General features: G+C 65.4%; 21 protein-coding genes, 25 tRNA genes and 3 pseudogenes. 10 read left to right on the forward strand and 39 right to left on the reverse strand.

The genetic code is table 11. From position 1 onward, the window contains the following. Nucleotides 1–9: 9 nt before the first annotated feature. From FB459_RS10255 to FB459_RS17840, 9 genes and pseudogenes are all read left to right on the forward strand, one after another. A complete protein-coding gene (locus tag FB459_RS10255; RefSeq protein ID WP_141928424.1) occupies nucleotides 10–786 on the forward strand; it encodes a hypothetical protein in 777 nt (258 codons plus the stop codon). Beyond that, nucleotides 783–2,261 carry an ATP-binding protein gene (locus FB459_RS10260; RefSeq protein WP_141928425.1) on the forward strand — a complete coding sequence of 493 codons (1,479 nt, stop codon included), beginning with the start codon at nucleotides 783–785 and terminating at the stop codon, nucleotides 2,259–2,261. Before FB459_RS10255 ends, FB459_RS10260 begins: the two co-directional genes overlap by 4 nt. Before the next feature lie 181 nt (nucleotides 2,262–2,442). After that, the gene (dprA, locus tag FB459_RS10265; protein WP_141928426.1) at nucleotides 2,443–3,456 is read left to right on the forward strand and encodes a DNA-processing protein DprA; all 1,014 of its coding nucleotides are present in this window, start codon (nucleotides 2,443–2,445) and stop codon (nucleotides 3,454–3,456) included. Nucleotides 3,457–3,607: 151 nt separating this feature from the next. Then, nucleotides 3,608–6,547 (forward strand): hypothetical protein, encoded by a 2,940-nt coding sequence (locus FB459_RS10270; RefSeq protein WP_141928427.1) that lies wholly within the window; start codon nucleotides 3,608–3,610, stop codon nucleotides 6,545–6,547. 166 nt (nucleotides 6,548–6,713) lie between these two features. Next, nucleotides 6,714–7,292 (forward strand): hypothetical protein, encoded by a 579-nt coding sequence (locus tag FB459_RS10275; RefSeq protein WP_246092406.1) that lies wholly within the window; start codon nucleotides 6,714–6,716, stop codon nucleotides 7,290–7,292. After that, nucleotides 7,289–9,106, forward strand: a complete 1,818-nt coding sequence (locus FB459_RS10280; protein ID WP_141928428.1) for a type IV secretory system conjugative DNA transfer family protein — start codon at nucleotides 7,289–7,291, stop codon at nucleotides 9,104–9,106. Before FB459_RS10275 ends, FB459_RS10280 begins: the two co-directional genes overlap by 4 nt. Before the next feature lie 47 nt (nucleotides 9,107–9,153). Further along, entirely contained in the window at nucleotides 9,154–9,618 is a 465-nt protein-coding gene (locus tag FB459_RS10285) for a single-stranded DNA-binding protein (protein ID WP_141928429.1), read from the forward strand. A 9-nt stretch (nucleotides 9,619–9,627) separates the two neighbouring features. After that, complete coding sequence (locus FB459_RS10290) at nucleotides 9,628–10,233, forward strand: hypothetical protein (protein WP_141928430.1); 606 nt, start codon at nucleotides 9,628–9,630, stop codon at nucleotides 10,231–10,233. 350 nt (nucleotides 10,234–10,583) lie between these two features. After that, nucleotides 10,584–11,630: pseudogene (locus FB459_RS17840) on the forward strand (recombinase family protein); the annotation flags it as partial. Between the two features lie 399 nt (nucleotides 11,631–12,029). Here the strand turns inward: FB459_RS17840 and FB459_RS17845 are convergent. The 35 genes and pseudogenes from FB459_RS17845 to FB459_RS10445 form a co-directional block, all read right to left on the reverse strand. After that, nucleotides 12,030–12,188: a hypothetical protein gene (locus FB459_RS17845; protein WP_246092407.1), complete on the reverse strand. Its 159-nt coding sequence runs from the start codon at nucleotides 12,186–12,188 to the stop codon at nucleotides 12,030–12,032. Nucleotides 12,189–12,243: 55 nt separating this feature from the next. Further along, nucleotides 12,244–12,317: transfer RNA gene (locus FB459_RS10300), tRNA-Asp, on the reverse strand. A 56-nt stretch (nucleotides 12,318–12,373) separates the two neighbouring features. Next, nucleotides 12,374–13,075 carry a hypothetical protein gene (locus tag FB459_RS10305; protein ID WP_141928431.1) on the reverse strand — a complete coding sequence of 234 codons (702 nt, stop codon included), beginning with the start codon at nucleotides 13,073–13,075 and terminating at the stop codon, nucleotides 12,374–12,376. A 110-nt stretch (nucleotides 13,076–13,185) separates the two neighbouring features. After that, the gene (locus tag FB459_RS10310; RefSeq protein ID WP_141928432.1) at nucleotides 13,186–13,383 is read right to left on the reverse strand and encodes a hypothetical protein; all 198 of its coding nucleotides are present in this window, start codon (nucleotides 13,381–13,383) and stop codon (nucleotides 13,186–13,188) included. A gap of 21 nt (nucleotides 13,384–13,404) precedes the next feature. Beyond that, nucleotides 13,405–13,677, reverse strand: coding sequence for a hypothetical protein (locus tag FB459_RS10315; RefSeq protein WP_141928433.1), 273 nt, complete (start codon nucleotides 13,675–13,677; stop codon nucleotides 13,405–13,407). After that, the gene (locus FB459_RS10320; protein WP_141928434.1) at nucleotides 13,677–14,111 is read right to left on the reverse strand and encodes a hypothetical protein; all 435 of its coding nucleotides are present in this window, start codon (nucleotides 14,109–14,111) and stop codon (nucleotides 13,677–13,679) included. The genes FB459_RS10315 and FB459_RS10320 overlap by 1 nt, the downstream gene beginning before the upstream one ends. A gap of 21 nt (nucleotides 14,112–14,132) precedes the next feature. Next, nucleotides 14,133–14,208, reverse strand: a tRNA-Asn gene (locus FB459_RS10325). A gap of 2 nt (nucleotides 14,209–14,210) precedes the next feature. After that, nucleotides 14,211–14,281: transfer RNA gene (locus tag FB459_RS10330), tRNA-Lys, on the reverse strand. Between the two features lie 36 nt (nucleotides 14,282–14,317). Then, nucleotides 14,318–14,391: transfer RNA gene (locus FB459_RS10335), tRNA-Lys, on the reverse strand. A gap of 31 nt (nucleotides 14,392–14,422) precedes the next feature. Continuing rightward, a tRNA-Pro gene (locus FB459_RS10340) sits at nucleotides 14,423–14,501 on the reverse strand. A gap of 405 nt (nucleotides 14,502–14,906) precedes the next feature. After that, nucleotides 14,907–14,979 (reverse strand) — tRNA-Gln (locus FB459_RS10345). 5 nt (nucleotides 14,980–14,984) lie between these two features. Further along, nucleotides 14,985–15,070, reverse strand: a tRNA-Ser gene (locus FB459_RS17325). A 19-nt stretch (nucleotides 15,071–15,089) separates the two neighbouring features. Further along, nucleotides 15,090–15,161, reverse strand: a tRNA-Asn gene (locus FB459_RS10350). Between the two features lie 5 nt (nucleotides 15,162–15,166). Continuing rightward, nucleotides 15,167–15,240 (reverse strand) — tRNA-Asp (locus FB459_RS10355). A 53-nt stretch (nucleotides 15,241–15,293) separates the two neighbouring features. Then, a tRNA-Ala gene (locus FB459_RS10360) sits at nucleotides 15,294–15,366 on the reverse strand. Nucleotides 15,367–15,471: 105 nt separating this feature from the next. Continuing rightward, nucleotides 15,472–15,541: transfer RNA gene (locus FB459_RS17330), tRNA-Glu, on the reverse strand. A gap of 13 nt (nucleotides 15,542–15,554) precedes the next feature. Further along, nucleotides 15,555–15,638, reverse strand: a tRNA-Leu gene (locus FB459_RS10365). A gap of 127 nt (nucleotides 15,639–15,765) precedes the next feature. Beyond that, a tRNA-Glu gene (locus tag FB459_RS10370) sits at nucleotides 15,766–15,837 on the reverse strand. A 27-nt stretch (nucleotides 15,838–15,864) separates the two neighbouring features. Further along, nucleotides 15,865–15,938 (reverse strand) — tRNA-Ile (locus FB459_RS10375). Between the two features lie 9 nt (nucleotides 15,939–15,947). Then, a tRNA-Gln gene (locus FB459_RS17335) sits at nucleotides 15,948–16,020 on the reverse strand. A gap of 182 nt (nucleotides 16,021–16,202) precedes the next feature. Then, nucleotides 16,203–16,275, reverse strand: a tRNA-Val gene (locus FB459_RS10380). A gap of 26 nt (nucleotides 16,276–16,301) precedes the next feature. Next, a tRNA-Leu gene (locus tag FB459_RS10385) sits at nucleotides 16,302–16,386 on the reverse strand. Between the two features lie 12 nt (nucleotides 16,387–16,398). Continuing rightward, nucleotides 16,399–16,471 (reverse strand) — tRNA-Thr (locus tag FB459_RS10390). A 1-nt stretch (nucleotide 16,472) separates the two neighbouring features. Then, nucleotides 16,473–16,559, reverse strand: a tRNA-Leu gene (locus FB459_RS10395). Nucleotides 16,560–16,563: 4 nt separating this feature from the next. Then, nucleotides 16,564–16,635 (reverse strand) — tRNA-Met (locus FB459_RS10400). Nucleotides 16,636–16,637: 2 nt separating this feature from the next. Continuing rightward, nucleotides 16,638–16,713 (reverse strand) — tRNA-His (locus FB459_RS10405). 2 nt (nucleotides 16,714–16,715) lie between these two features. Then, nucleotides 16,716–16,788: transfer RNA gene (locus tag FB459_RS10410), tRNA-Arg, on the reverse strand. 13 nt (nucleotides 16,789–16,801) lie between these two features. After that, nucleotides 16,802–16,874: transfer RNA gene (locus FB459_RS10415), tRNA-Lys, on the reverse strand. Nucleotide 16,875: 1 nt separating this feature from the next. Beyond that, nucleotides 16,876–16,962, reverse strand: a tRNA-Tyr gene (locus tag FB459_RS10420). A 201-nt stretch (nucleotides 16,963–17,163) separates the two neighbouring features. Beyond that, a tRNA-Trp gene (locus FB459_RS10425) sits at nucleotides 17,164–17,236 on the reverse strand. A gap of 129 nt (nucleotides 17,237–17,365) precedes the next feature. Then, nucleotides 17,366–17,578, reverse strand: a complete 213-nt coding sequence (locus tag FB459_RS10430) for a hypothetical protein (protein ID WP_141928435.1) — start codon at nucleotides 17,576–17,578, stop codon at nucleotides 17,366–17,368. 334 nt (nucleotides 17,579–17,912) lie between these two features. Beyond that, nucleotides 17,913–18,236 (reverse strand): annotated as a pseudogene (locus FB459_RS10435) (helix-turn-helix domain-containing protein); the annotation flags it as partial. Further along, nucleotides 18,206–18,793, reverse strand: coding sequence for an RCC1 domain-containing protein (locus FB459_RS10440; RefSeq protein WP_246092408.1), 588 nt, complete (start codon nucleotides 18,791–18,793; stop codon nucleotides 18,206–18,208). The pseudogene FB459_RS10435 and the gene FB459_RS10440, both read right to left, overlap by 31 nt. A 36-nt stretch (nucleotides 18,794–18,829) precedes the next feature. After that, a pseudogene (locus tag FB459_RS18245) lies at nucleotides 18,830–19,090 on the reverse strand (hypothetical protein); the annotation flags it as partial. After that, a complete protein-coding gene (locus FB459_RS10445) occupies nucleotides 19,087–19,575 on the reverse strand; it encodes a putative immunity protein (RefSeq protein WP_141928437.1) in 489 nt (162 codons plus the stop codon). The gene FB459_RS10445 and the pseudogene FB459_RS18245, both read right to left, overlap by 4 nt. A gap of 116 nt (nucleotides 19,576–19,691) precedes the next feature. Here FB459_RS10445 and FB459_RS10450 point away from each other — a divergent pair, with 116 nt between their 5' ends. Then, nucleotides 19,692–20,486, forward strand: a complete 795-nt coding sequence (locus FB459_RS10450; protein WP_281279559.1) for a MerR family transcriptional regulator — start codon at nucleotides 19,692–19,694, stop codon at nucleotides 20,484–20,486. Here the strand turns inward: FB459_RS10450 and FB459_RS10455 are convergent. From FB459_RS10455 to FB459_RS10465, 4 genes are all read right to left on the reverse strand, one after another. Further along, complete coding sequence (locus tag FB459_RS10455) at nucleotides 20,483–21,127, reverse strand: PDDEXK family nuclease (protein ID WP_141928439.1); 645 nt, start codon at nucleotides 21,125–21,127, stop codon at nucleotides 20,483–20,485. The genes FB459_RS10450 and FB459_RS10455 overlap by 4 nt on opposite strands. Further along, the gene (locus FB459_RS17555; RefSeq protein WP_211345176.1) at nucleotides 21,124–21,270 is read right to left on the reverse strand and encodes a hypothetical protein; all 147 of its coding nucleotides are present in this window, start codon (nucleotides 21,268–21,270) and stop codon (nucleotides 21,124–21,126) included. Before FB459_RS17555 ends, FB459_RS10455 begins: the two co-directional genes overlap by 4 nt. A 113-nt stretch (nucleotides 21,271–21,383) precedes the next feature. Then, nucleotides 21,384–21,737, reverse strand: a complete 354-nt coding sequence (locus FB459_RS10460; RefSeq protein WP_141928440.1) for a hypothetical protein — start codon at nucleotides 21,735–21,737, stop codon at nucleotides 21,384–21,386. A gap of 41 nt (nucleotides 21,738–21,778) precedes the next feature. Continuing rightward, the gene (locus FB459_RS10465; protein ID WP_170221859.1) at nucleotides 21,779–23,590 is read right to left on the reverse strand and encodes an FtsK/SpoIIIE domain-containing protein; all 1,812 of its coding nucleotides are present in this window, start codon (nucleotides 23,588–23,590) and stop codon (nucleotides 21,779–21,781) included. Nucleotides 23,591–23,611: the final 21 nt, after the last annotated feature.

A 23,611-nucleotide genomic window follows, 5' to 3' on the forward strand; every position in this document is an offset into this window, starting at 1 on the left:
GAGTGAGTCATGCCGACGTTCCACAACCCGACCGCCGACGCGACGGAAGCCTCCGAAGCGCTTCGGGGGCTTGCGCACGCGACCCGCGTGTTCGAGGACCCTGCCGACACCTATGCGGTACTCGGTGACCTGCTGGCTGGGGTGCGATCACTGCGGCAGGTGGTCGATCAGCTCGCGACCGCGCACGTCACGCACCGAGTGCGTGCGCATGACGATGCCGGGGATCAGGCAGCCGGCGCGACGAACGCGCTGGCCGCGACCGCAGAGCTGCAGCAAGCCGCAGCACTGCTGGATGCGGTGCATGACCGGGCGGATGCGGCAATGGCCGCCTCCGGGCGGATCGCCTGGCACGTCAACCCGGCAGCGGCGGCTCCAGTGTCGCGGTGGGTGAGTGTCGTGTTCCTGCAAGGCCAGGACGCCGACGAAGTGCTGACGATCATCGACCGTGACGGTACGGATGCGGCGATCGAGCATCTGGCGGGTTTCGACATGGGAGAAGAGACCACTCAGGCAGCGCTCGTCAACGGATACGTCTACGCCACCATCCCGACTGGCCCCCTCGACTGCACCACCGCGAACGGCGAATACACGTTGACGTACAACCACGACCACGGGCACGTCTCCCTGCTCCGCATACAGCCCGAATCAAAAGAGTTGGAGGCTCCTGCATCGAGGACACCACCGGTACGTCGAAGGGTGCGTCGGCAAGCACGGGTGGTGGAGGAGGACGATGACTGGTTCGCGCCGTCTCAGTCGTCCTCGATGCCGCGGGGGCGAGCGCTGTGAGCGAGCGGCAGAAGCTCCACACCGCGGCACTGGTACAACCGGCCGGCGAACGTCGCACGCAGCGCAAGGCGCGCAAGCACGCCGTATCGAAGATCGAAACCAACGCCCGCAGAATCGACCAAGCAGCCGAACGTGAGCGGGCGGCGGCGCAGCGGGCCGAACGCCGCAACACCACCTACCTCCCTGCCTCTGGCGAAGCAGGCGCTGCGACGCTCAGAACGCCGGGCAGGTTCCGTCTGCCACGCCATCAGGACACCTCCGCGACGCTCGCTGGCGCGTATCCGTTTCTTGCCGAAGGGGGCATCGGTGCTGACGGGGTGTTCGTCGGCCAAGACCTCTACTCAGGTGGCTCGTTCGTCTACGACCCCTGGACCCTCTACGCCCGCGGAATGATCACCGCCCCCAACATCGTCCTCGCAGGCATCGTCGGTTCCGGAAAGTCGTCGCTTGCGAAATCCCTCTACACGCGGTCGATCCCGTTCGGCCGCCGCGTCTACGTCCCCGGCGATCCGAAGGGCGAACACACCGCCGTCGCGGAAGCCGTCGGCGGGCGGGCCATCGTTCTCGGCCACGGGCTCCGCAACCGCCTCAACCCCCTCGATGAAGGTCACCGCCCCTCCGGGGTGAGCGACGCGGAATGGACAGCGCAGGTTGCTTCACGCCGCCGTGAGTTGATAGGTGCGCTTGCGGAGACGGTGCTGGATCGGGTGCTGTCGCCTTTGGAACACACGGCGATCGACCTCGCCCTCCAAGACACTGTCCGATCCTCGGAGGTGCCGATCCTGCCGATGGTCGTCGACCGTATCCTCGCACCCGACCCGGCAACAGATACGGATGGTCGGCTTGCGGAAGACGGTCGCCTCGTCGGCCACGCTCTGCGCCGTCTCGTCGCGGGCGACCTCGCGGGGTTGTTCGATGGGCCATCGACGGTGCGGTTCGACCCGTCACTGCCGATGGTGTCGCTCGATCTATCGCGGGTGGCGGAGAACAGCACACTGATCTCCGTGCTGATGACCTGTTCGTCGGCGTGGATGGAGTCGGCGCTGATGGACCCGAATGGTGGGCACCGGTGGGTGATCTACGACGAAGCCTGGCGACTGATGGCCTACCCAGCACTCCTGAAACGGATGGATGCGCAGTGGCGGCTGGCGCGGCATTACGGGATCGCGAACATGCTGATCTTCCACAAACTCACCGACCTCGACAACGTCGGCGACTCCGGTTCAGCCATGCGCGCCCTCGCCAACTCACTGTTGGCGAACGCGGAGACACGGATCATCTACCGGCAAGAACCCGACCAACTCGGCGCCACCGCCGCAGCACTCGGACTCACCGGCACCGAACAGAAACTCCTCCCCGGCCTTGGCACCGGGCAGGGGCTCTGGCGGATCAAGGAACGATCCTTCGTCGTACAACATCAGCTCCACCCGGCCGAGCTCGCCGCGTTCGACACGACCGCGCGGATGAAGGGCTAAACGCTTAGGTTCAGGATTTCTGAAGCCTGTTTCCGCGTGATTCCACCAGTCTCGGCCGCTCTGTGGGGTGCTGTGAGGGTGCAAGTTCCCGCTGCGACCGGCTCAGTTTCGGTGACCAGCTTGGCGTGCGGCTTCGTACCTATCCCTCGATTGATTCGACACGACCGAGGGAGCAACACCGATGGACACGATCAACGAGATGGTAGCCGACGAGCGCACCGCGAGAATCATCCTCGCTATCGCTTCCGAACCGGGTGATTCGGTGACGGGGCGGATGATCCGCACCGTCGGCGCAACCGAGACCGTCACCCGTGCCGTCGCCAATGAGGTGCCAGCCGGCCCGGATGGCGATACCTGGCAAAGGCGCCTCGCACCACGCATCGACGTAACCCAGGCACAGCGGGTTATCGCGGAGACCGAGCGCCACGGAATGCGGGTGCTGATCCCCGGCGATGCGGACTGGCCCCTGTCGATCAATGCGCTAGGCGATCACGCACCCGTCGCACTCTGGGCGAAAGGAGACACCGCGCTCCTGTCCGGCCCGGTGTGGGACCGCCTCACCGTGACTGGGGCTCGGGCATCCACCGGGTATGGGGAGCACGTCACGGCGGAGTTGGTGCAGTCAGCGGTGGCAGACTCTCGTGCGGTGCTCTCAGGTGGGGCCTATGGCATCGATGGTGCCGCGCACAGGACCGCGCTCGCATCGGGTGGTTCCACGGTCGCGGTTCTCGCGGGCGGCATGGACCGCCCGTATCCGGCTGGGCACACTGAGCTCCTGGCACGTGTCGGCACGGACGGGCTGTTGTTGTCGGAGTTGCCGCCGGGGGCGGCTCCTACGAAGTGGCGATTCCTGCAACGCGGCAGACTCCTCGCCGCCCTCTCCGGCACCGTCCTCATCGCTGAGGCCGGCTACCGTTCGGGATCACTCCACACTGCCGCCCGCGCGATCGAACTTGGCCGTCCTGTCGGCGCGATCCCTGGGCCGCTCACGAGTGCCGCGTCTGCGGGGTGCCACCGACTGCTGCGTGACGGGCTCGGGTCGATCATCACCGGCTACGACGACATCCGCGAACTGCTCCACGGAGTACGTGACGGTGCGCATCGTGCAGTGCGGGAGCGGGCAGGACTCGAGGCCGATCCGCTTGATCAGGAGAAGTCGGGTCAGGGGCGGAGATCGCCGGGCCCTGGGTTGTGAGGGTCTGGGTGGTGCACCTGCTGTGAAGGCGGCCCGGTGTCGGGTTGCTGCTCACCAGAACGTCAGGAGGCATCTCGTGTCAGGATCACTCACCCAAATTCCGCAGCCGGTGGCTGCGCCACCCCCGACCAGGCTCCGACGATGGCTGTCCGTGTTCCTCGCTCTGCTCGTGCTCGCGGGGTCGTTCGCGCTCAGCACGCAGCCCGCGCATGCGGCGAGTGAGGGCGTCGGCTACTGGTCTGACGGTGCGTTTCTCGGCGCGTACAAGACCGGTGTCGACGGTCGGCAGGCGTACTGCGCGGATCTCCACGCTGATCCTCCGTATGGGAGTACGGCGGGGCCGGAGCGGATCACGTCGCTGGATTCGCTGTCTCGTCAGCAGCTTGCCGAGATGAACTATGTGCTGGACCGGTGGGGGCAGTCCGGTGATGCGAACGTGACGGCTGCGGTGGCGCTGTATGTGTGGTCGGTCGCGAGTCCTGGCATGTACAACTCGCACGGCATGTCCGGTGACGACTACTACGTCGCCCGCACCCCCGCGTCCGAGCGTGGCACGATCCTCGCAAACCTCTTGACCATGCGGCAGCAGGCGGCGGTGAACGCGGTCACGGACCCGTCGTTGTCGCTCGCGCTGGATATGGCGGATCAGTACAACGGCAGCCTCACCGTCAACGCCCACCCCGCATCCCTCACGGGGAGTGCGTCGCTGACGAATGCGGTGTTCTCGGACGGGGCCTCGACGCGGAACCTCGCTGTCGGTACGCACCCGATCACCGGCACCCCAGCCGACGGAGTGCCGTCGTACAAGATCGGCGCATCCATGAACATCGCCGCCGCTGGGTACGGGGCCGCGCTTGACCTGTATGCGACGCCTGGGCAGCAGCGTCTCATCGCCGCCGTCGCAGGCTCTTCCACGGGGCTGTCTGCGCAGGTGGAGTCGCCGGTGATCGACCTGGATTTCCAGCCGGAGATCACCACCCAGGTCGCCTCCCGCTACGTCGCCGAGGGTGACCCGTTCGTGGATGGACTCACGGTCTCGGAGTCGAAGGGCACCTGGATTCACCTCGACGGAAACCCTATTGAGGTGACCGCTCAAGGCACCTTGTATGGGCCGTTCGATGAGCAGCCCACCGAATCGGACACCCCACCCGCCGGTGCTCCCATCGCAGGCACCGAGACGGTGACGCTCACAGGTGCGGGGTCGTACACGTCGCCCGGCACGATCATCGCGCCCGAGTCGGGGTTCTACACCTGGGTGTGGGCCATCGACAAAGATGCACACGCCGAGATCGCGAAGTACCTCACCGACTCGTTCACCGACCGGTTCGGACAGGTCGCCGAGACGTCGGCGGTGCCGTTCCAGCCCGTCGCCGTATCCGAAGCCGACCAGCACCTCGCCATCCCCGGCGACGCGCTGACGGACACCATCACCGTGTCCAGCTCGAATGGTGCGTGGTTGAAGAAGGACGGCGCACACATTCCGGTGGTGTTCGAGGGCACCGTCTACCAAGTCCCCGGCACCCTACCCCCAGCACAGAACACCGCGATCGACGGCAACGCGGTGCCACTCGGGACCGTCACGGTCACGGCGGACGGCCCTGGCGTCTACACGTCACCGTCGGTGGTGGCGCCGTCGGGTGGGTTCGTGACCTGGGTGTGGGAGGTCAAGAAGGCCTCGCAGCCGGAGTGGGTGCGCGACTACATCGCCGCCGACTGGCAAGACAACTACGGCATCAACGTCGAGACGACATCCGTGCGATGGCCCGTCACGGTGACGTCGTTGATGCGGGAGTACAACGTGCACCCCGGCGGCCGAGCGTTCGACGTCGTCACCGTCAGCGGGTTCCCGGCAAACCACGGTGACTTCACCGGCGACGGCTACTGGAACGCCGACCTCGACGAACTCCGTCACACCGTCTATGGGCCTTTCGCCACGGATGCGGAGCTGGCGGATGATCTCGATCTCACCACCGCGCCGGTGCTCGCGGAGCTCACGACACCGGCCAGGAACGGGGTCTACAAGCTCGGGTACACAGATGACGACAAGATCGTGCCCACCGAGCCCGGCTTCTACGTCCTCGTGACGACATTCGAGGGCGACGACCGGGTGCAGCCCTACGCATCGTCGCCGACCGATGTGCTCGAACGCTTCTACGTCCCACCCGCCGACACTGAGGTGCCGGTGACGGTGATCACGCAGGCTACACCGGAGGCGCTCGTCGGTGAACCATTCTCGGACACCGCGCTGGTGCAGGGCACGACAATCCCGGACGGTGCGTACCTGGTGTTCCGCGCCTATGGGCCGCACCCGGCAGAGGTCGGGGCGGTGTGTGAGTCGCCGTTCTACGGCAGCAACGAGATCCCGGTCACCCAGGCCGGCATCTACCACTCCGGCACCACCACCGTCGCGGACCCCGGGAACGTCTACTGGGTCGAAACGCTCTACGCCGCCGACGGCGACGTGATCGCCGAAGGGAAGTGCGGGGCGCCGGGCGAGACGACCGTCATCATCGAGCAGCCCGACGACTTGCTCGTGAAGACGAATGCGGTGCCCACTGTCGTGTTGGGTGAGCCGGCGCATGATGTCGCAACTGTCACCGGCACCGTCCCTGACGGGGCACGGCTCGTGTTCGAGGCGTACCGGCAGCACACCGGTGAGGCGCTGTGCACGGCGGAAGAGCTCGTGTTCACCTCCGCCGTAATCAACCTCGACGGTCCCGGCGAGTACGCCTCGGACGAGGTGGTCTTCGATGAGATCGGCACCTATTACTGGGTGGAGACCGTAATCGACAAGGACGGCCTGATCCTGCACCGCGGCCTCTGCAGTGCCCCTGATGAGACCACCACCGTCACCCCAGTGCTGGAGACCCCGGAGGAACCCGGCAAACCGGGTGAACTGGCGCAGACCGGCGCGGACGGCAACTGGTGGCCGCTCGGACTCGCCGGCGGCCTGATCGCCGCCGTAACCGGCGGGATGCTGCTGTTCGGTCGCCGCCTCGCGATCGCCCGCGAACGCAATGGTTACGTCCGTGAAGAGGACGAGGCGTTCGAGGAGTTCAAGGCCCAGTTCGAGGGAGCAAAGGAGGAGTAACACCAAGCTGCTGACTCGCTGGCGCCCCTACTATGGCGGGTCAGCACGGGAGGGCACGAACCACCCCCAGGTTCGCGCCCTCCCACCTTTCTGTCCTCTGCGCTCATAGGCGGCATGGGTGCACCTGCATGGCGATACCCCCGCACTTTTGAGAGAGGACCGCCCTGTGACGCCGAAGCCGCGCTACCGCCGCACCCACCCCGACGCTCGACCCCCGATGGTGCCGGTGCCTTCGAATGGTGGGCCGGTAGTGGTGCCGTTGGTGGAGTTCACCATTAGTGCGGACGGTGCAATGACCGTCACCGTCGACGGAACACCGTACCTGCCTGAGCCATTCTCACCGGGCTGGCGGCGCGAATCATTCCCCGCGATTCTCGACACTCTCGCAGCCCGACATCGGACGCCTCTGCGGGTGCAGGTGCGGGAGACGGACGGGTCGACGTTCACCGACATCATCACCCCGCCACGAGAACGCGCTCTGCCGAGGCCTTGGGACGCACCGGCGCCGGAGGTGGTGACGCCTCCGGTGGCTGCGGTGCAGTCGGTGCTGCATCAAGTCGCGGGCGCGGGGTTTGTGCCGGGTGAGGATGTCGCGGTCGCGATCATCCATACCCGCTCCGATGCCAGCCACGACGGCACAGCCCGAGCCCTCCTCACCACGGAGCAAGCAGCGGCCGCGGTGACGGGTGAAGTGATCCTCCTCGGCCGTATCTCCGGCACCCTCGTCGTCAGCAGGCTCCCATGAGCGCCCCCAGACAGGGCGGGGCGCTCGGGTATGAGCTCGCGAACCTAGGGATCATCACCCTCGTCGCTGCTGCGGTTCTTGCCGTCATTCTCCGCGTGGCTGGTTCGATCACCGCGTGTGTGACGGGGATCGCGCAGCCGAGCGGTGGCATCGAAGCAGGCCTCGCCGTACTCCTGCGCCCCGCCGATCCGGGTACTGCGCTCGGTGCCGACGATCTGAATGCCGTCGTCTACTGGATCGTCGCAGGGCTGCTAATCACCGCTGTTGGTGCGGTGGGTTGGTGGGTGTGGCGAACGTTCCGGGAGCACCACCGACGTACGAAGATCGACCCGTATCGGATTGTCGGGATCGCGACCCGCACCGATGTCGCTACCGCCGCTTCGGAAAGGGCGCTGCTGCGTCGCGGCGGGCAACTCCGCCCCTCACTGTCGAAGCCTGACGCAGAAGACGTGGGCTATCTCCTCGGTGCGTCGCGGGGCGTTGGTGTGTGGGCAAGCGTCGAAGACTCGATCCTGCTGATCGGGCCGCCACGCTCCGGCAAGGGCCTGCACGTCGTGATCAACGCGATCTTGGATGCTCCCGGCGCCGTCGTCACGACCTCCACCCGCCCGGACAATCTCACCGCCACGCTCACGGCACGCAGCAGCGACGAGCGACCGGTGGCGGTGTTTGACCCGCAACACCTCGCCGAAGGCGTCCCCGCGGGGCTCCGCTGGTCGCCGATCCGGGGATGCGCAGATCCGTTGACGGCGATGATCCGCGCCACCGGCCTCGCCGCCGGCACCGGGCTCTCCGCCGGTGGTGTCGAAGGTGGTGACTTCTGGGAAGGCAAGACTCGCACCGCTCTTCAAGCGCTGCTCCACGCGGCCGCTCTCGATCACCGCACTCCAGCCGAGTTGTTCCGGTGGACCCTCGATCCTGCCGCAGCGTCGGATGCGGTCGCGATCCTCACCGCGAACCCTAATGCTGCGATCGGGTGGGCGGACTCGTTGCAGGCGATGATCGACTCCGACCCCCGCACGAGGGATTCGATCTGGCAAGGCGTCTCCCTCTCGCTCGCTGCCCTCGCGGACCCGCGCGTGCTCGACGCCGTGAGCCCCGGCCCAGACGAACGGTTTGACCCCGAAGAGTTTCTGCGTAAGCGCGGCACGGTGTATCTCCTGGCGACGGGCGCGGGGGCGAACAACAGTGCAGCGTTGGTGTCGGCGTTCGTGGAGGACCTCGTCGAAGCAGCCCGCCGCCTCGCCGCCAGATCGCCCGCAGCACGCCTCGACCCGCCCCTGCTGCTCGCGCTCGATGAAATCGGGAACCTCGCACCGCTCCCGTCCCTGCCGACGCTGATGGCGGAAGGTGGGGGTACGGGAATCACGACGATGCCGGTGTTGCAGTCGCTCGCGCAGGCGCGGGAGAAGTGGTCGGATAACGCTGCCGGGGCGATCTGGGATGCCTCGATCGTGAAGGTCATCCTTGGCGGGGCATCCAACAGCCGTGACCTTCAAGACCTCACCACGTTGATCGGGGAACGTGACGAGATCACGGACTCCACCACGATTGGCGACCAGGGCTCCCGCTCGGCGCAACGCTCCATTCGTCGGGTGTCGATCATGCCGCCTGACGTGATCCGCACGCTCCCATTCGGCACCGGCCTCATCCTGCTTCGCGCAGCCCCACCCATCGTCGCGAAGCTCCGTGCTTGGACAGGCCGGAAGAACTCCGGCGAGCTGCAGACGCAGCGCCGTGGAGTCGAGGAGCTGCTGCAACACGGCACGCCTGCGTCGGCCAGCGAGCAGGGGGTTGTGGGCGCACCTGAGTGACAGAGCACCCCGAACCACGGGGTGCCGACTGTCACGAGGAGTGTCCAATGGCCATCCACACGCAAGAGTCCCTGTCCGGGTTCATCGCCTCCGAACCCCACCTGTCCTTCACGGAGAAGGGCGATGCGCGCCTGTTCGTGAAGATCGGGCAGGAACACTACCGTCGCGAAGACGACGGGTCGTTCACGCAGACCGAGACCACCTTCCACGACCTCGTCGCGTTCCGGAAGACCGCCGAACGCGCCCACCAGCGCTTCGCGAAAGGCGACAAGTTCGTCGCTGAGGGCTACACCCACCGGTACGACCGCACCGACGACAACGGGCAGACGATCAAGGTCGAGGAGTTCGTCACGAAGAAGATCGGCCACGACCTCGCCCGCACCCGCTACACCGTCGACCGGCCCCGACGCACCCCAGAATCCGACTCACTCGATGCCGGACTCGAAGACGCGGCACTGTCACCGGACGCGGCGCGTCGCGCAACCGCTGGTGCCGCTGCGGTTGGGAGGTGAGGGCGAATCATGGTTGATGAACTGCCAGACACGGGCGAAGTCGATCCGGATGAGATCGCGGAGGACGAGTTCGATGAAAGCTACGACCCCGACACCACCGATGGCGCGGACGAGGAGGATCAGGCGGGGCCTCCGGGGCCGGTGAATTGGAATCTCCTCACCGCTGATGCCGCAGAGGACGAATGGCTCGCGCTCAACGAATGGGTGCACTGGCTCCGCCACACTTACGGCCTCCCCGTCGCCGTCTGCCCGCCGTTCTGGCACCGCCACCCCGAGCTGGTGTGGGAGCTGTCCGCGCTGCACATCCACTGGCTATGCGCGATCCACCCCGAAGCCAAAGGCTCCGCCATGCTCGTCTGGCATCGCGACTTCACCGAAGCTCAAGAACGACTCCGACACTGGACCGCCGCCTGCGGCACCCGCCTGAACACCGACCGCCCCACACGTCGCATCGCCTGGCCTGGCGAACTCGACACCGATCCTATCGAAGACACCGTCATCCCGAACCGGGAGGAAGACTTCGTGGATTACATGCACGCCGACGTGGAAGCGCGCCGGCGTGCCGAGGATCAGTTCATCGCAGGTCTCGTGCTGAGCACGGGAGAAGTGCCATGAGCAGGCGTGCAAGGCGGCGCGGTGAGGATCGACGCTTCACCGTTGAGGTGGTGCCGCGCAACCAGCCTGATCTGCACAAGCTCGCCCAAGTGTTCCTCGGCATGGCCATCAGCAGAGCACAGGCAGACGACGAAGCCGCGCGGGATGCCGCTGATCCTGGGCGTTCTGAGCCAGACAACGTAGAATAGAACCCGACGCCACGGTCTTCCCAGGCCGGGTGCGCAGTCTCTTTGCCCTTGTGGCTTACCCCGGTTTTCTCCCGGCGGACGTGTTTCCCGTTTACGAGTCGCACCGCGTGACGCTTCGCCGTCGCGTTGGCTCCCACCCTTCGGTGAGAGGAAACACGACTCATGACTTTGGCACCCCCAGCGCCACCCACCAGCATCGACCGACTCGGCGAGACCACCACCCTCGCCGTCTCCTATCTGCGCGTCTCGACCAAAGAGCAGGCAGAGCGCGGCGGCCGCGATGAGGGGTTCTCCATCCCCGCGCAACGCGACGCGAACCTCCGCAAAGCCCGTGACCTGAACGCGATCGTGGTAGAGGAGTTCATCGACGCGGGAGAGTCCGCGCGCAAGGCCGACCGGCCCGAGCTGATGCGGATGATCGAGTACGTCAAGACCCACCAGGTCGCGTACTGCATCGTCCACAAGGTCGACCGGCTCGCCCGCAACCGCGCCGACGACGTGGCGATCCACCTCGCCCTCAAAGACGCCGGCGTGATCCTCGTGTCCGCGACAGAGAACATCGATGAGACCCCGTCAGGGATGCTGTTGCACGGCATCATGTCCACGATCGCGGAGTTCTACTCGCGCAACCTTGCCAACGAGGTCGCCAAGGGCATGACGCAGAAAGCCGCCCTCGGCGGCACCGTCGGTCGCGCACCCATCGGGTACCTCAACGTCCACAAGCGTGACGAGCTCGGCCGTGACGTTCCTACCGTGATCGCGGACCCGGAGCGTGCGGCGCTGGTGCGTTGGGCGTTCGAGGCGTATGCGACGGGGAACTACTCGACCTCGATGCTGCACAGCGAACTTGTCGACCGCGGCCTCACGAGCGTGCCGACGCCGAAGCGGCCCGCGAAAGCGCCGGGACTGTCCACGATCCAGCAGATGCTCTCCAACCCGTACTACAAGGGTGACGTGATCTTCCGTGGTGCACGCTACGACGGACTCCACGAACCGCTCGTGAGCGCGGAACTCTGGTACCGGGTACAGAACGTCCTCACCGCGCACCAGGTCTCTGGGGAGAAGACGCAGACGCACGAGCACTATCTGAAAGGCTCGGTGTACTGCGGCGACTGCGGCTCCCGCCTCATGGTCACCCATGCGAAGAACGGCAAGGGCATCGTCTACCCGTACTTCATCTGCGCCGGACGGCACTCCAAGCGCACGAACTGTGTCCGCCAGGCCATGCCGATCGAGCACATCGAACGACAGGTCGAGGACTACTACCGTCGCGTGCAGATACCCGAACACATCGTCACCGCCCTCAGGCAAATGCTCGTGCGCCAGTTCGATGACCTCCACACCGCGAACAAAGCAGCACGGCATACCCTCGCCGCAGAGCGAGACAAGCTTCGTGACGAACGCCGCAGCCTGCTCCACGCCCACCACGCCGGAGCCGTCCCGCTCGACCTCCTCAAAGAGGAGCAGGACCGTATAGCGAGGCGGCTGGCGTTCCTCGACGCGCAGATCGACGCGGGGCAGATCGAGTACGACCAAGCCAAGGCGCACCTCGAAGACTGCCTCGCTCTGGCCGGTGACATGCACACGATCTACATGAGCATTGACGACTCACTCCGACGCATCTGCAACCAAGCGTTCTTCGAGCGCATCCACGTCTACGAGATCGAGAACGCCGACACTGTGAGAGCTGAGCACGGCGAGCCGTTCGATGCGCTGCTCGACCCGAACCTCCACGCGGCAGCGCTGGCCTATCAGGCCAGCGTGCACGCGGGGGAGGATCTCAAACCTGCGGACGTCGCAAGTTTGAACATCGACTATTGGGTGGCTCATACGGGACTCGAACCCGTGACCTCTCCCGTGACAGGGGAGCGCGCTAACCGACTGCGCCAATGAACCTTGTTCTGGTGTGGTGCGACGGGGTAGCCGGCCCGAGCACGGGCCGGCTGCTTTTCTTACGGTGCGACGGGCCCCGTTTCGCTCCACGACCCGAGATGCTTCTCGAGAATGGCGTTCCGTTCGAACACCCAACCGTGCCAGTCCGCGTCCAACCCGGGGAACGGTCCGATGTCCTCGAATGCCTCCAGCACTGGGCGGAATCGAGCGGTGCGTTCAGGGCTCATCGGTGCGTCGATTGGCTGGCTGAGCAGCCTCTGGGCTTCGCTCAGATCGGTGAGTCCAAGTCTGCGCCCACCGAACGCGAGAAGCGACCGAGCGACTTCGTCGGTGTTCGGGATGAACGGGGCAGTGACGTCCAGTCTCAATGTCGGCGCTGACGCGGTACCGAGCCACGCGGCGCGGCGCCGGTCCCACTCATCGCCGGTCACGTCCGGGTCAGGATCAGTGTTGTCCCAGTACGCGAAAGGTGTCGCGTCGAGCGCGCTCATCAGCGCGGATCGGATGCGTTCGTGCTCGCTGCCTGGCATTACGAGCATCATCGTCGGATCGGTCGGGTCCTTCCAGAACACGGCCGATGTCACGAGGTCGAGTTCCGGTTCGCGCCGGGCGTTCGGAGCGCGCAGACGAGCATCCGCCAACTGAAACTCGATCACGACATCGGCGAGGGCTGACCCGGTGCCTGGGGTGTCGGCGCTACTTGGGAACTGAGCTTGCTTCAGCTCATTGTCGAACCGGCGCCGGGCAATCCACTCGGCCATGAGCTTCGTTTGCTCGGCGCAAAGGACCGGCTCGATGACGCTCTGAACGGTTCCCCATCGTTCGTTCATTGTGCTCACACTCAGCCGGTGACCGTCGTGCGCTTTCACGCTCATGCCCCGGTCACCATCTCGGCGCAGGACGGGCAGAACTGTCGGTGATGCTGCGGGGCGTCCGGGATGAACACCCACCCGGCGTCGCTCAGCTCAGCAGTTGCCCGAGCGCGATCGGAGAACAGGGACTCGTCAATCCGATCGCACCGGTCACACAACACAGACAAGGTGGTCATGAAGTCAAGGTCGTTACTCATGCCTATCCGGTGCGACGGGGTTCAGCATTCAATGTGTTGACCGACTCGGACCTGGTTCCAGCGGTCCTCGCTCAGGTAGCAGACCGTGTTCGCGCCGCCGTCGACGACAACCCACCACCGAGCCTTCTCTTCGATGACACCCCAGAACGTGCCGATTTCCGACGCAGGCTTGTGGTCCTTCGAAACGATGGTGCCGGACACGGGTTGCTGCCCGGAGATGAAGGCGCCGGCGATGACTGCAGCGGCGAGGATCGCCGCAAGCCAGATCAGCCAAGTGGGGGTTTCGTCGGTCATCAGTACCTGATTGTTTCTTGGTGGGTGGTCACAGGGCCGGTGACGGTCACAAGGACTGCTGGGCGTGATTCGGACTCGTCGAGTTCGGCCTGGGCGAGCTGCCGGTTGCCATGCCAGCTCACCACGGGGTCGCCCGTGTCGAGGTCGGGCTGAGCAAGGTAGCGGACGCCCCACACCTGGTCGGTGTCGATGTCGGCGTGCATCGAGTCGATCTGGTCAGTCCAGTCGGTCGAGTAGGTGCACGGGACGGCTTCCTCACCGAAGATCGTCATGAGGACGGCATCCGCGACGCTTCGTGCCATGCCGCGCTGCTCGGTACTTCCTGGGTTCCCGATCGGGTCGTACGGTGCCGGGTCCCCGTCGGTGAGCGCAAGAAGCGCCGCGCGGTAGGCAGCGCACAGAGTTTGGTCGGGGAGGAATCGCTGAGTCTTCACACCTGCACGGTGCGACGTGGTTGGTGTGCCGGACAGGACTCGAACCTGCGCCCTTCCGCTTAACAGGCGGTTGAACATCCGTCTGTGCTTCCGGAACGGGGTAGCTGGCCGGTTTCGAACCGGCAACGGCCTGCACCAAGAATGCGCTCTACCAGCTGAGCTACAGCTACACCGCGTTGCGTCCGCTGGATCGGAGGAAACGTGAGTGAGCCAGGTGGGACTCGAACCCACGTCCACTCGGATTAAAAGTCCGCTGCACTACCAACTGTGCGACTGGCTCCCGGAAACCGACTGTGACACAGCCGATTCCATGGTCGGGATGGCGGGACTCGAACCCGCGAAGATGTCCCGCTCCCAAAGCGGGCGGCCTAGCCGCTGGCCCACATCCCGTTGCTGACAGACCGATGCGCCGCGCTGAGGCCTGACTCAGTGACCCAAGCCAGCTTCGTGCCCCCGGCCCGCCAGCCAAGGCGACTGCGGCGTTGCTTATCGTCCGTCGGCGCGGCCAACGGAATCGAACCGTTCAGCCGTCCTGCACCAGCAGGGGCCGCACCGCGGACTATGCGTGCCGAACTCGCAGGGCTCGTTGGCCCGTTGACGCCTGCGGGGTCGAACCGCGCCCGGAACCGGGCCCGCCGTTGCGTCGGCGCCGACGGTTGGCACCCGCCTACGCCTTGCCACCGCCCGGCGATCACCCGGGCAGCAAACAGCTTGTTGCTTAGCAAGGGCGGATTTGAACCGCCGACCTCCGGCGTATCGAACCCGGATTCCCCTACAGCTTCACGGTGCGTAGGGCTCCGCCGGCAGGGCTCGAACCTGCGCCGTCCGAGTTCAAAGCTCGGGTGCGCAACCAGCAGCGCACGGCGGAATGTGCGGAGGATGCGAGAGTCGAACTCGCACGCCCTTTCAGGCAGTCCGTTTTCAAGACGGGTGCCGCCACCACATCGGCTGGATCCTCCTTTAGGGACGAGTCCCTAGCTCCCCGAGCTGGATTCGAACCAGCAACCTGCCGATTAACAGTCGGATGCTCTGCCGTTGAGCCATCGGGGACCGAGCGGTTCCTGCGGGACTCGAACCCGCGACCTCTCCCGTGACAGGGGAGCGCGCTCACCGACTGCGCCAAGGAACCTTGTTCGTGCATGGTGCGACGGGTGCGAACGTCTCGAAGGCGTCCCGTCTGCGTGGAACCAGGGAGACTCGAACTCCCAACCCCCTGCATGCAAGGCAGGTGCGCTACCAGTTGCGCCATGATCCCAATGCCACCTCGAGTGGCTCTCCCTGCTCTGGCGACGGGTGCCGCACAGGCGGGCAGTGCTGGGTCCGATCGGCCTCGAACGGACGACCTTCCGGGCTTCAACCAGACCCTCAGCGGGGTTGAACCCGCGCGACCGGATCGAGAATCCGGCAGGCTTCCATTACCTCATGAGGGGTAACACCCCGAAGTGCCCCGAGCACGATTCGAACGTGCACGCCCTGACGGGCACAGCCACCTCAAGGCTGTGTGTCTACCGGTTTCACCACCGGGGCGAAGCGGAGGATGGAGGGCACGATCCCCAGCGCCGAAGCGCCGAACCGGTTAGCAACCGGACCCAACACCCCGGTTGGTTCATCCTCCGGTGCGTCTGCGAACCGACGCGACGGCTCGAAAACGCAGTACCCCCAACGGGATTCGAACCCGTGCGACCGGGGTGAAAACCCGGCAGGCTAGCCATTACCTCATGGGGGCGAGGCAGCGTCGATCGGCGGTGCGTAGTGGGGACGGAACGACTTGAACGTCCGGCCTCCGACTCATCAGGTCGGCGCTCTCACCCGCTGAGCTACGCCCCCATGCACCGGCTCCGCCGTCAGGAATCGAACCTGAGTTGCCCAGGGTCAGAACCTGGGTGCCCAGCCATCAGGGCACAGCGGAATGAGAGCGGGAGACGAGACTCGAACTCGCGACGCAGGTTTGGAAGACCATTGCTCTACCAACTGCCCCACCTCGAGCACGTTCGATCCGTCGACGGTCGAACGTGAGGCATCGCGAGGAGGAGCGACTAAGCTACACCCGCAAAGCGCGAACATCGTTCGGTGGCAACGGTGTTCGCGAAGTGGTCGCCGAGAGGATCGAACTCCCGACCCGCTGCGTGTTAGACAGCCGCTCTACCAGCTGAGCTAGACGACCAAGACCGGACGCAAAGATCCGGTGCGTACCTCGAACAGGGATCGAACCTGCACGCCCTCACGGGGCACCGGCACCTGAAGCCGGCGTGTCTACCAGTTCCACCATCGAGGCGTGGTTGCTGCGAGCCTGAACTCGGACTCGAACCGAGCACCTACCGTTTACAAGACGGCCGCTCTACCGGATGAGCTACTCAGGCGTGGTGCCCCAGGCGAGAGTCGAACTCGCACACCCGGTCAGGTAGCCGAGTTTGAATCGGCTGCGTCTACCAGTTCCGCCACCGGGGCAACGTGGATCGGGCAGGGGTCGAACCTGCGGCCAAATGCTTATGGGGCACCCGCTCTACCGCTGAGCTACCGATCCAGGGTGCGTGACGGGAATCGAACCCGCGACTACCGGCATCACAAGCCGGCGCGACAAACCACCAGTCGCCTCACGCACAGTGCCCCTGGCAGGAATCGAACCTGCTGCCTCTCGGTCCGTAGCCGAGTGTTCAATCCGGTGAACTTCAAGGGCGAGTCGTGCTACGTGCTCCGTGAAGGGCTCGAACCTTCGACCTGCTGATTAAGAGTCAGTCGCTCTACCAACTGAGCTAACGGAGCGTGGTGCGTCGGGAGGGTTTCGAACCCTCAGTCCGCATGTGGAACGGATTTACAGTCCGCCGCGGCTCACCAAGACCGCATCCGACGCGCGCGGGCCAACCCGACGGTTGACCCTCATCCCGCAGGGGCCGCTGAAGCGACCCGGACACTCCGACCTGACGTGGACGGATGTCAGCGGATTTGGTCGGTCCGCTGGCCTGCGAGGGAATCTCTGTGGAGTTGATCTGCTGCGTCGATGAGCCTTGTGACAGTGAGCCCGGATTCGTCCCGGTGCCTCACCGACGCCGTGCATGGATGGAAGGAGTCGAACCTTCAACCGCTGGTTTTGGAGACCAGTGCTCTGCCAGTTGAGCTACACCCACATGAAGTTGTGCTGAAAACAGGTCGAGGGGCCGCCCTGAGCTGGGTGACCGGTAGATCCGCGCTGTGCGCTGACCAGACCGGCTCCGTGAGCCCTGGGCGACCCCTCGAGAATCTGAGGGAACTGAAGATCAGTTCATGATCGCCCCTTCGGGCTTGGCTTCGCGCCACTGCTGCCCGGCCAGCACGTTCGCTGAGACCGGCACATACAGGTGCGTGCCATTGGGGTTGATGACCAGCGAAGGCAGGAGTACGGCCTGGGATGTCGGGGCAGCACAGAACAACGCGCCGGCGAACTCGACGTCGTCGATCGCTTGTGCGGTGGTGAGGACACTGGTACTCATCTGCTGCCCCTCCTTTCGGGGTGACTCGGTCGTGCGTGAGGTGCTTACTGACAACGGTGCGACGAAGCTCGCGCCTCGTCGGATCCAAGGGTAGGCGGACGAGCCGTCGACCGGCGAATCTTTATATCGAGCACACGGTGCGACGTGCACGACGAATGGAACGGCGGGTCCGCTGCCGGCGATGCGACAGCGCGGGACCCCGCAGCGCGTGTGGTGTGGGGCCCTGCTCGATGCTGCGAAGCTCAGCCGTCTAGTTGTACTGACCCGACGCGTTCGGCGGTGACGCCGCGGTCAGCGAACCAGTCGACAGCCCGGTGCAGGACGGCGATGGCGGTGATGGCAGTTTCGTCGTCGTGCTCGCGAGTTGGACTGGCCCTTCGCGAAGTCGCATGCACAGGCTCACACACCGCTTCGTCGTCGCCTTGCTCGTCTTGTTCGGTGAGGTCTTCGGCCGCGGGGACCGGTCGTGCATTGATTCGCCATTGGCGTAGCGGTCTGCCCACCGCTTCACAGTCGGCCAGGACACCTGGAAGCGGGCGGCGACCTCGCTGATCGGCTAGCCGTCGTCTACGACCGGGCGAGCGACTTTGAGGCGATGGCGTGGCGTGAGTGCTGCATTCGGGTGCATCAGGCGGTACCACCGTTGCCGAGTTGCCATTCTTCGACCGAGCACTGGCCATCGATACTGCGACCCGTGGACAGAACCGTCCCGTCGCTTCGCAGACCAAGGCTGTGTTCAGCTCCGGCGGCAACAGCGACTACGTCGCACCAGGACGACACGTCGCACTGTCCTTGGCTGTTATCTCCCGCAGCCCAGACTCTGCCGCGCGCGTCGACGCCGAGGGTGTGTCGGCTACCAGCGGCTGTAGCGAGGATGTCCTGCCAGTGGGCGGCCTCGGCGAGGCCGCCACGAACGTCGCCGGTGGTGAGCACCACTCCGTCGTGAGTAACGGCGGTGGTGTGCAGGTAGCCCGCGGCGATGCCTCGAACGTGCCGCCAGTGCGCGACATCGCATTGACCGCGACGGTTGTTCCCCGATGCCACCACGGTTCCGTCGTCATGAAGACCGACGGAGTGCCAGTCCCCGGCAGCCACGTCGGTGATGTCGCGCCACTGGCCGACCTCGCATGCTCCTTCGCTACGCCGCCCGACGGCGTTCACTGTTCCGTCCGCCAGCACCCCGAGGGTGCGACGCCACCCGGCAGCGATGGTCACCACAGTGTTCCAACTGGCTACGTCGCACTGCCCGTCGCCGTTCCATCCGGTCGCCACCGCCGTCCCGTCGGCGCGCAGGCCGACAGTGTGTGAGCGCCCAGTGTTCCTTGCAACGTGAACGTTGCCGGTCGCCACGGCGACTACGTTGCGCCAATCGCTCACAGCGCACTCCGGTGCGTCAAGACTCCCGGCGGCGAGCACTCTGCCGTCGCGGCGAACCCCGACGGAGTGCCGCCGCCCAGCTGCGATCACAGGGATGTCGGGCTGGTGCGTGCGCTGTTCGTCAGGCGTCCTCATCGGCGCACCGACTTCCGAAGCTGGACATCCAGAAACGACATCACGTCAGCGGTCGCTCGATCTCTCGTTGCAGCGCTTGGGTAGCGGCACAGCACCTCGACCACAGCAGGGGTGGACTGTTCCAGAATTGCGGCAGCAGCAGCCGCACGCGTGAGCGGTTCGATAGTTCGCATCTCCAGCGCTAACACACAATGCGATGGACCGCGGAGGATGTGACCGACCTGGGCGGCGTCGGCCAGCGGATGTAGATAGGCAGAAGCCGCAGCATCACCGGCTGCCTTCGCCGCATGCGAGGCAGCGCCGATGACCTGTTCGGAGGCTCGATGGGCAGCAGGAGCACAGATGCGCTGCGCACGGGACCGCGGGCCACCTCGCACGAAGTTATCTGCCGCGACCAACGCATCACGTGGGCGCGCGTCGTGCGGCTTCACGGCCTCAAAGAGGTCAATGACCTGCAGCGCACATGCCAGGTTGAACGCCGACACCGCGCGCAGGTCCTCGATGGACAGGTCAAAGTCTGGGGTGCGCTGAACGCGACCGAGCGGTCTTGAGTTGGTAGTCATGCTCGTTCATCGTAACTTTGAAGGACCGATTTAAGGTTGTGGTCCCGCTGTCCGCTGAATCAATCGCAAAACCCTCAAACGCTGGTCGCGATCTCAGGCCGGTCGATCTCGCTCGTGCGGCCGGACTTTCGGCACAGACAGTGCGCAACTACGAGGCGCAGGGGGTCATCGCCGGCTCGCGACGCACACCGTCCGGGTATCGCGTCTATGACCAGGGCCATCTTGATCAGCTGCTGGCGTTCACGACCCTGGCTCGCGCCATCGGACATCAGGGCGCGATTCCGATAATGACTGCGGTCACAGGCGGCCGTCCGGGCGATGCCCTCGAGGCCTTGGACCAGGCCCACGCGCAGCTCGCGGCAGGGCGCGACACGGTGAGGGAACTCGAGAACGTCCTCCACGCTGCCAACCCCCTTGATTCGACGTCTCCGACACCTACCGCCACCTATACCGTCGGCGAACTCGCGCGACACGTCGGCGTCACCCCCGCGACGCTCCGGGGATGGGAAGAAGCCGGCATCATGCACCCACGCCGACACGCGAACGGGCACCGCGAATACACAAAGGACGACGTCCTCGACGCCCGGGTGGCCGTACTGCTACGCCGAGGAAGCTTCCCCTTGGCGAGGATCGCCTCAACCATCGACCAGATCCATCACCATGGCGACGCATCGGCCGCCCTCGCTCGACTGGGCGAATGGCGTCAGAATCTCGACGCGAGCTCCATGGGACTCCTTACGGCATCCGCGTATCTGAGCCGATGTCTTCCACGCGAGGGAGACCGTCGGGACCTGTCGCCAGCGTCAACCAATGTTCCCGGTCAGTACACCTAGCTGGCTTTGGCGCGCGAAGCCCTCGTGGAGCTCTTGCGCGCCGGCCGACGAGTGCCTGCGCCGGCACTCGCGCCCGCGCGATGGTCGATCTGCCGGAAGGTCACCCCGCCGGACTTGAACACGGCCACGTCACCGGACTGGCGGCACCGACGACAGCGCCACCCGAAACAGGTGTCGGCGAAGCTGTACTGCTGGCACACCCCGCACTTGGCGAGCACCACGTTCGGACTCGGATGGCTGGGTGTCGCCGCGCCGGAGAACACCATCCGTCCGCGCTCGGAGGCTCGGGCGAGCACCACCAGTCGCCACGGGAAGGCGGTACCGAAACCGCACGCGCAGTCGTCGTCAGTGAACGGGTTGATGTCAACCGGTCGTCCGGTGTCGCAACCAGGCGCATGGAACATCGCCTCGGCGAGTTGAGCCGGCTTGTGGATCCGCTCGTCGTGCGGCCCCTTCACCTCGACGAAGGTCGTCACGCGCGGCAGGAAGACGTCGCAGCGGTAGTACTCCCCGGACGGCAGGATCGCCCCCTCCGGCTCGTACTGCCATGTCATCTTCAGGTCATCCAGGTTGACCGCCCAGTCCGCCTCGAGCGTGGACCGGAACAACACGCCCGAATAGGTCTGCGGGATAGCCCTCATCGTCGAACCGCCGCATCGACGAGCAGTTCGACGATCAGCAACAGGGAGAACGACCCCCACCCGCAGATCCAGGTCAGTACCGGAGTCGCCGAGGACGCCGTCACGAACGCCAGAGCGACCGCACCACTGACAGGTGCGAGCAACAGTGTCGCTGCGCCAGGAGATACCCGGCCGAACCGGGGTTGACGCAACCGGTCTGTGGTGGGCTTGTGGAGGAGGCGCAGAACAAGCGGGGGAGACGACAAGCGCACAGCGGTCACTGGTAACCGTCCCGTTCGTCAGTGCGCCCGTCACCGTTGCGGTCGACGTAGACCTTGCCGCGGTAGCTCGACGGCTGGCTCGGGAAGATCAGCTTCATCAGGAACCACATGCCGAAGATGCCGCCGATAACCATGCCGAGCGTCTTCATGATGGTCTGTTTGAAACTGCCGGAGGTGATCTCGTCCCACAACTTGCCGAGGTTGTCGATAATGCCGGTGCCGGCGAACGTGTCCGCCAACCAGACCAAGCAGCCGAGACCGATCAGGAAGCCGGCCAGGCTGAGGACGGCGTACAGGACTCGACCGACGAAACGCACCAACAGGTTCGGGTGCTGTCGCAGTCCACGCATGATTCCTCCTCAGCAGGACGTCGGCGGGTCGCCGGCGTCTTTCAGTCGCAGCCGCATTCGCCGGTCACCGGGTTGATCGGACGATCGCAGGCGGGACAGGCGGGACCGTCCGAGGGCACAGTCACCTTGGCCGGTCCAGCGGCACCGTCCTGCGCGATCCGCTTGGTGGCCGCGGCTGCTGCGGCGGCACCGAACAGTTGCTTGCCGTCCTCATTGAACGTCTCCACCGGGCCGAAGCGCGGGTCGAGCGGCTTGCCCGACGGGGTCCGGTTGCCAGCCAGGCTGTCATCGTCCATGTCGGCGTCGTCACCCGACATCATGGCCGTGTACCGAGCGATCTGAGCATCGGTCGGGGCGGGGTTTGTCCACGTCGGAAGTCCGGACTCGTCGAACGCCGCGATGGCATCCTCGAGGCTGACGTAGAAGCCCTTGAGCACAGCAGGCATCTGTCCGGCGAGCTCGACGACGCCGACACCCCGGCCGACCTTCTCGTCCGACTTGATGTACTCCGGCACCTGCGGGACACGCGACTCGTCGGCCAGCGCGAAGCCGCGGTTGGCCCTCGTCGCACCGACGCCCATGAGCATTTTGTTCGTCAGGTTGGTCTTCAGGCTCGGAGGAACACCGGTCGTCGAGTTCATCACCTGGCTGGCGAGCAGCATCCGGAAGCCGACGAACCGAAGCTCCGCAGCGATCTTCTTCAGGTTGCCGACAATGGTGGCCTTCAGGAGGTTCTCGTACTCCGTCTTCTCCCGCAGGGGAGTTCCTTTCGCCATGCCGGTCGTCGGGTCGGTCTGGATCAGACCGGACAGCTCGTCCACGACGATGAAGATGGTCCTCGGGCGCAGATTGGCGGGCAGCTGCCGGACGTTCTGGACGCCGTGCTCGGACAGCAACTTGGCGCGCTCCATGCCCTCGTCGTACAACATCGACAAAACGGTGACGGCACCTTCGAGAGAGTCGCATCCCCAGCCACCGGGACGGACGAACTTCTTGACCCAGAAGTAGTCGATCGCTTTGTGCGGCACGTCGATGATGACCAGCTCAGAACCAGTCAGCAGTTGGTGGGTGATCATCGTCGCGATATTCACCGATTTTCCAGACCCCGTGGTCCCGCTGAGGATGGAATGCGGGTCTCCGCCGACCTTCATTGCGATCGGCCGCGGCTTCACATCACCCGGCGTACCGAGCGCCAGGCCGAGAGGGATCGACTCGTTGTCGTTGTCCTTCAGGATGCGCTGCAAGTCCAGCGGTGCGATCGCCGGGAAGGTCGGAAGCTCTCCGGGGATGATGCTCGCCGTCAGCGCACGGGCGTCAATGCAGGTGTACCAACCGGGTCGGCCGATCACACTGGTCGCGACCTCGTTCAGCTTGTCCTCGTGTTTAGAGGGCATGTAGGTCTTCGGCAGTTCGAGATCGAAACCTCCGTCGCGGCGTGGGCGCGCTTGGACGTCCCACGCCTTGCAGCCCAGGGCGGTCGCCACCGCGTTGCGGCATCGGACCGTGTCGTCGTCGAGTTTGGTCAGCCGTGCTCGTCCCAGGTGCGGGTCGAAGACAGTCAGGTAGAAGCCGGGGTAGGCCGACTCCTGCTCACGGGCGACCTTCTCACCCATCGCGGTCTTGCTGTCCGCCGGCGCGAGCTGCACCTCGAAGGTCTCAGGGTTCTCGATGCTGGAGGTGACACTGGTGACCGCCGCGCGTCGGACGTAGATCGCTTTGTTCTGGCTCGTGTCGATCGACTGCAGCTTCCAGCCGCCGCCCTTTGCCTCGTTGATCTTCGCCGTCAGGGCAGCACTGTGCTTAGCCGCGTCGAAACCGGGCTTCAGGGGCACGTTCAGGCGTTCGATCTCCACACCTGTTTCATGGGCAGATCC

This window comes from Yimella lutea (assembly GCF_006715095.1).
Lineage (GTDB): Bacteria > Actinomycetota > Actinomycetes > Actinomycetales > Dermatophilaceae > Yimella > Yimella lutea.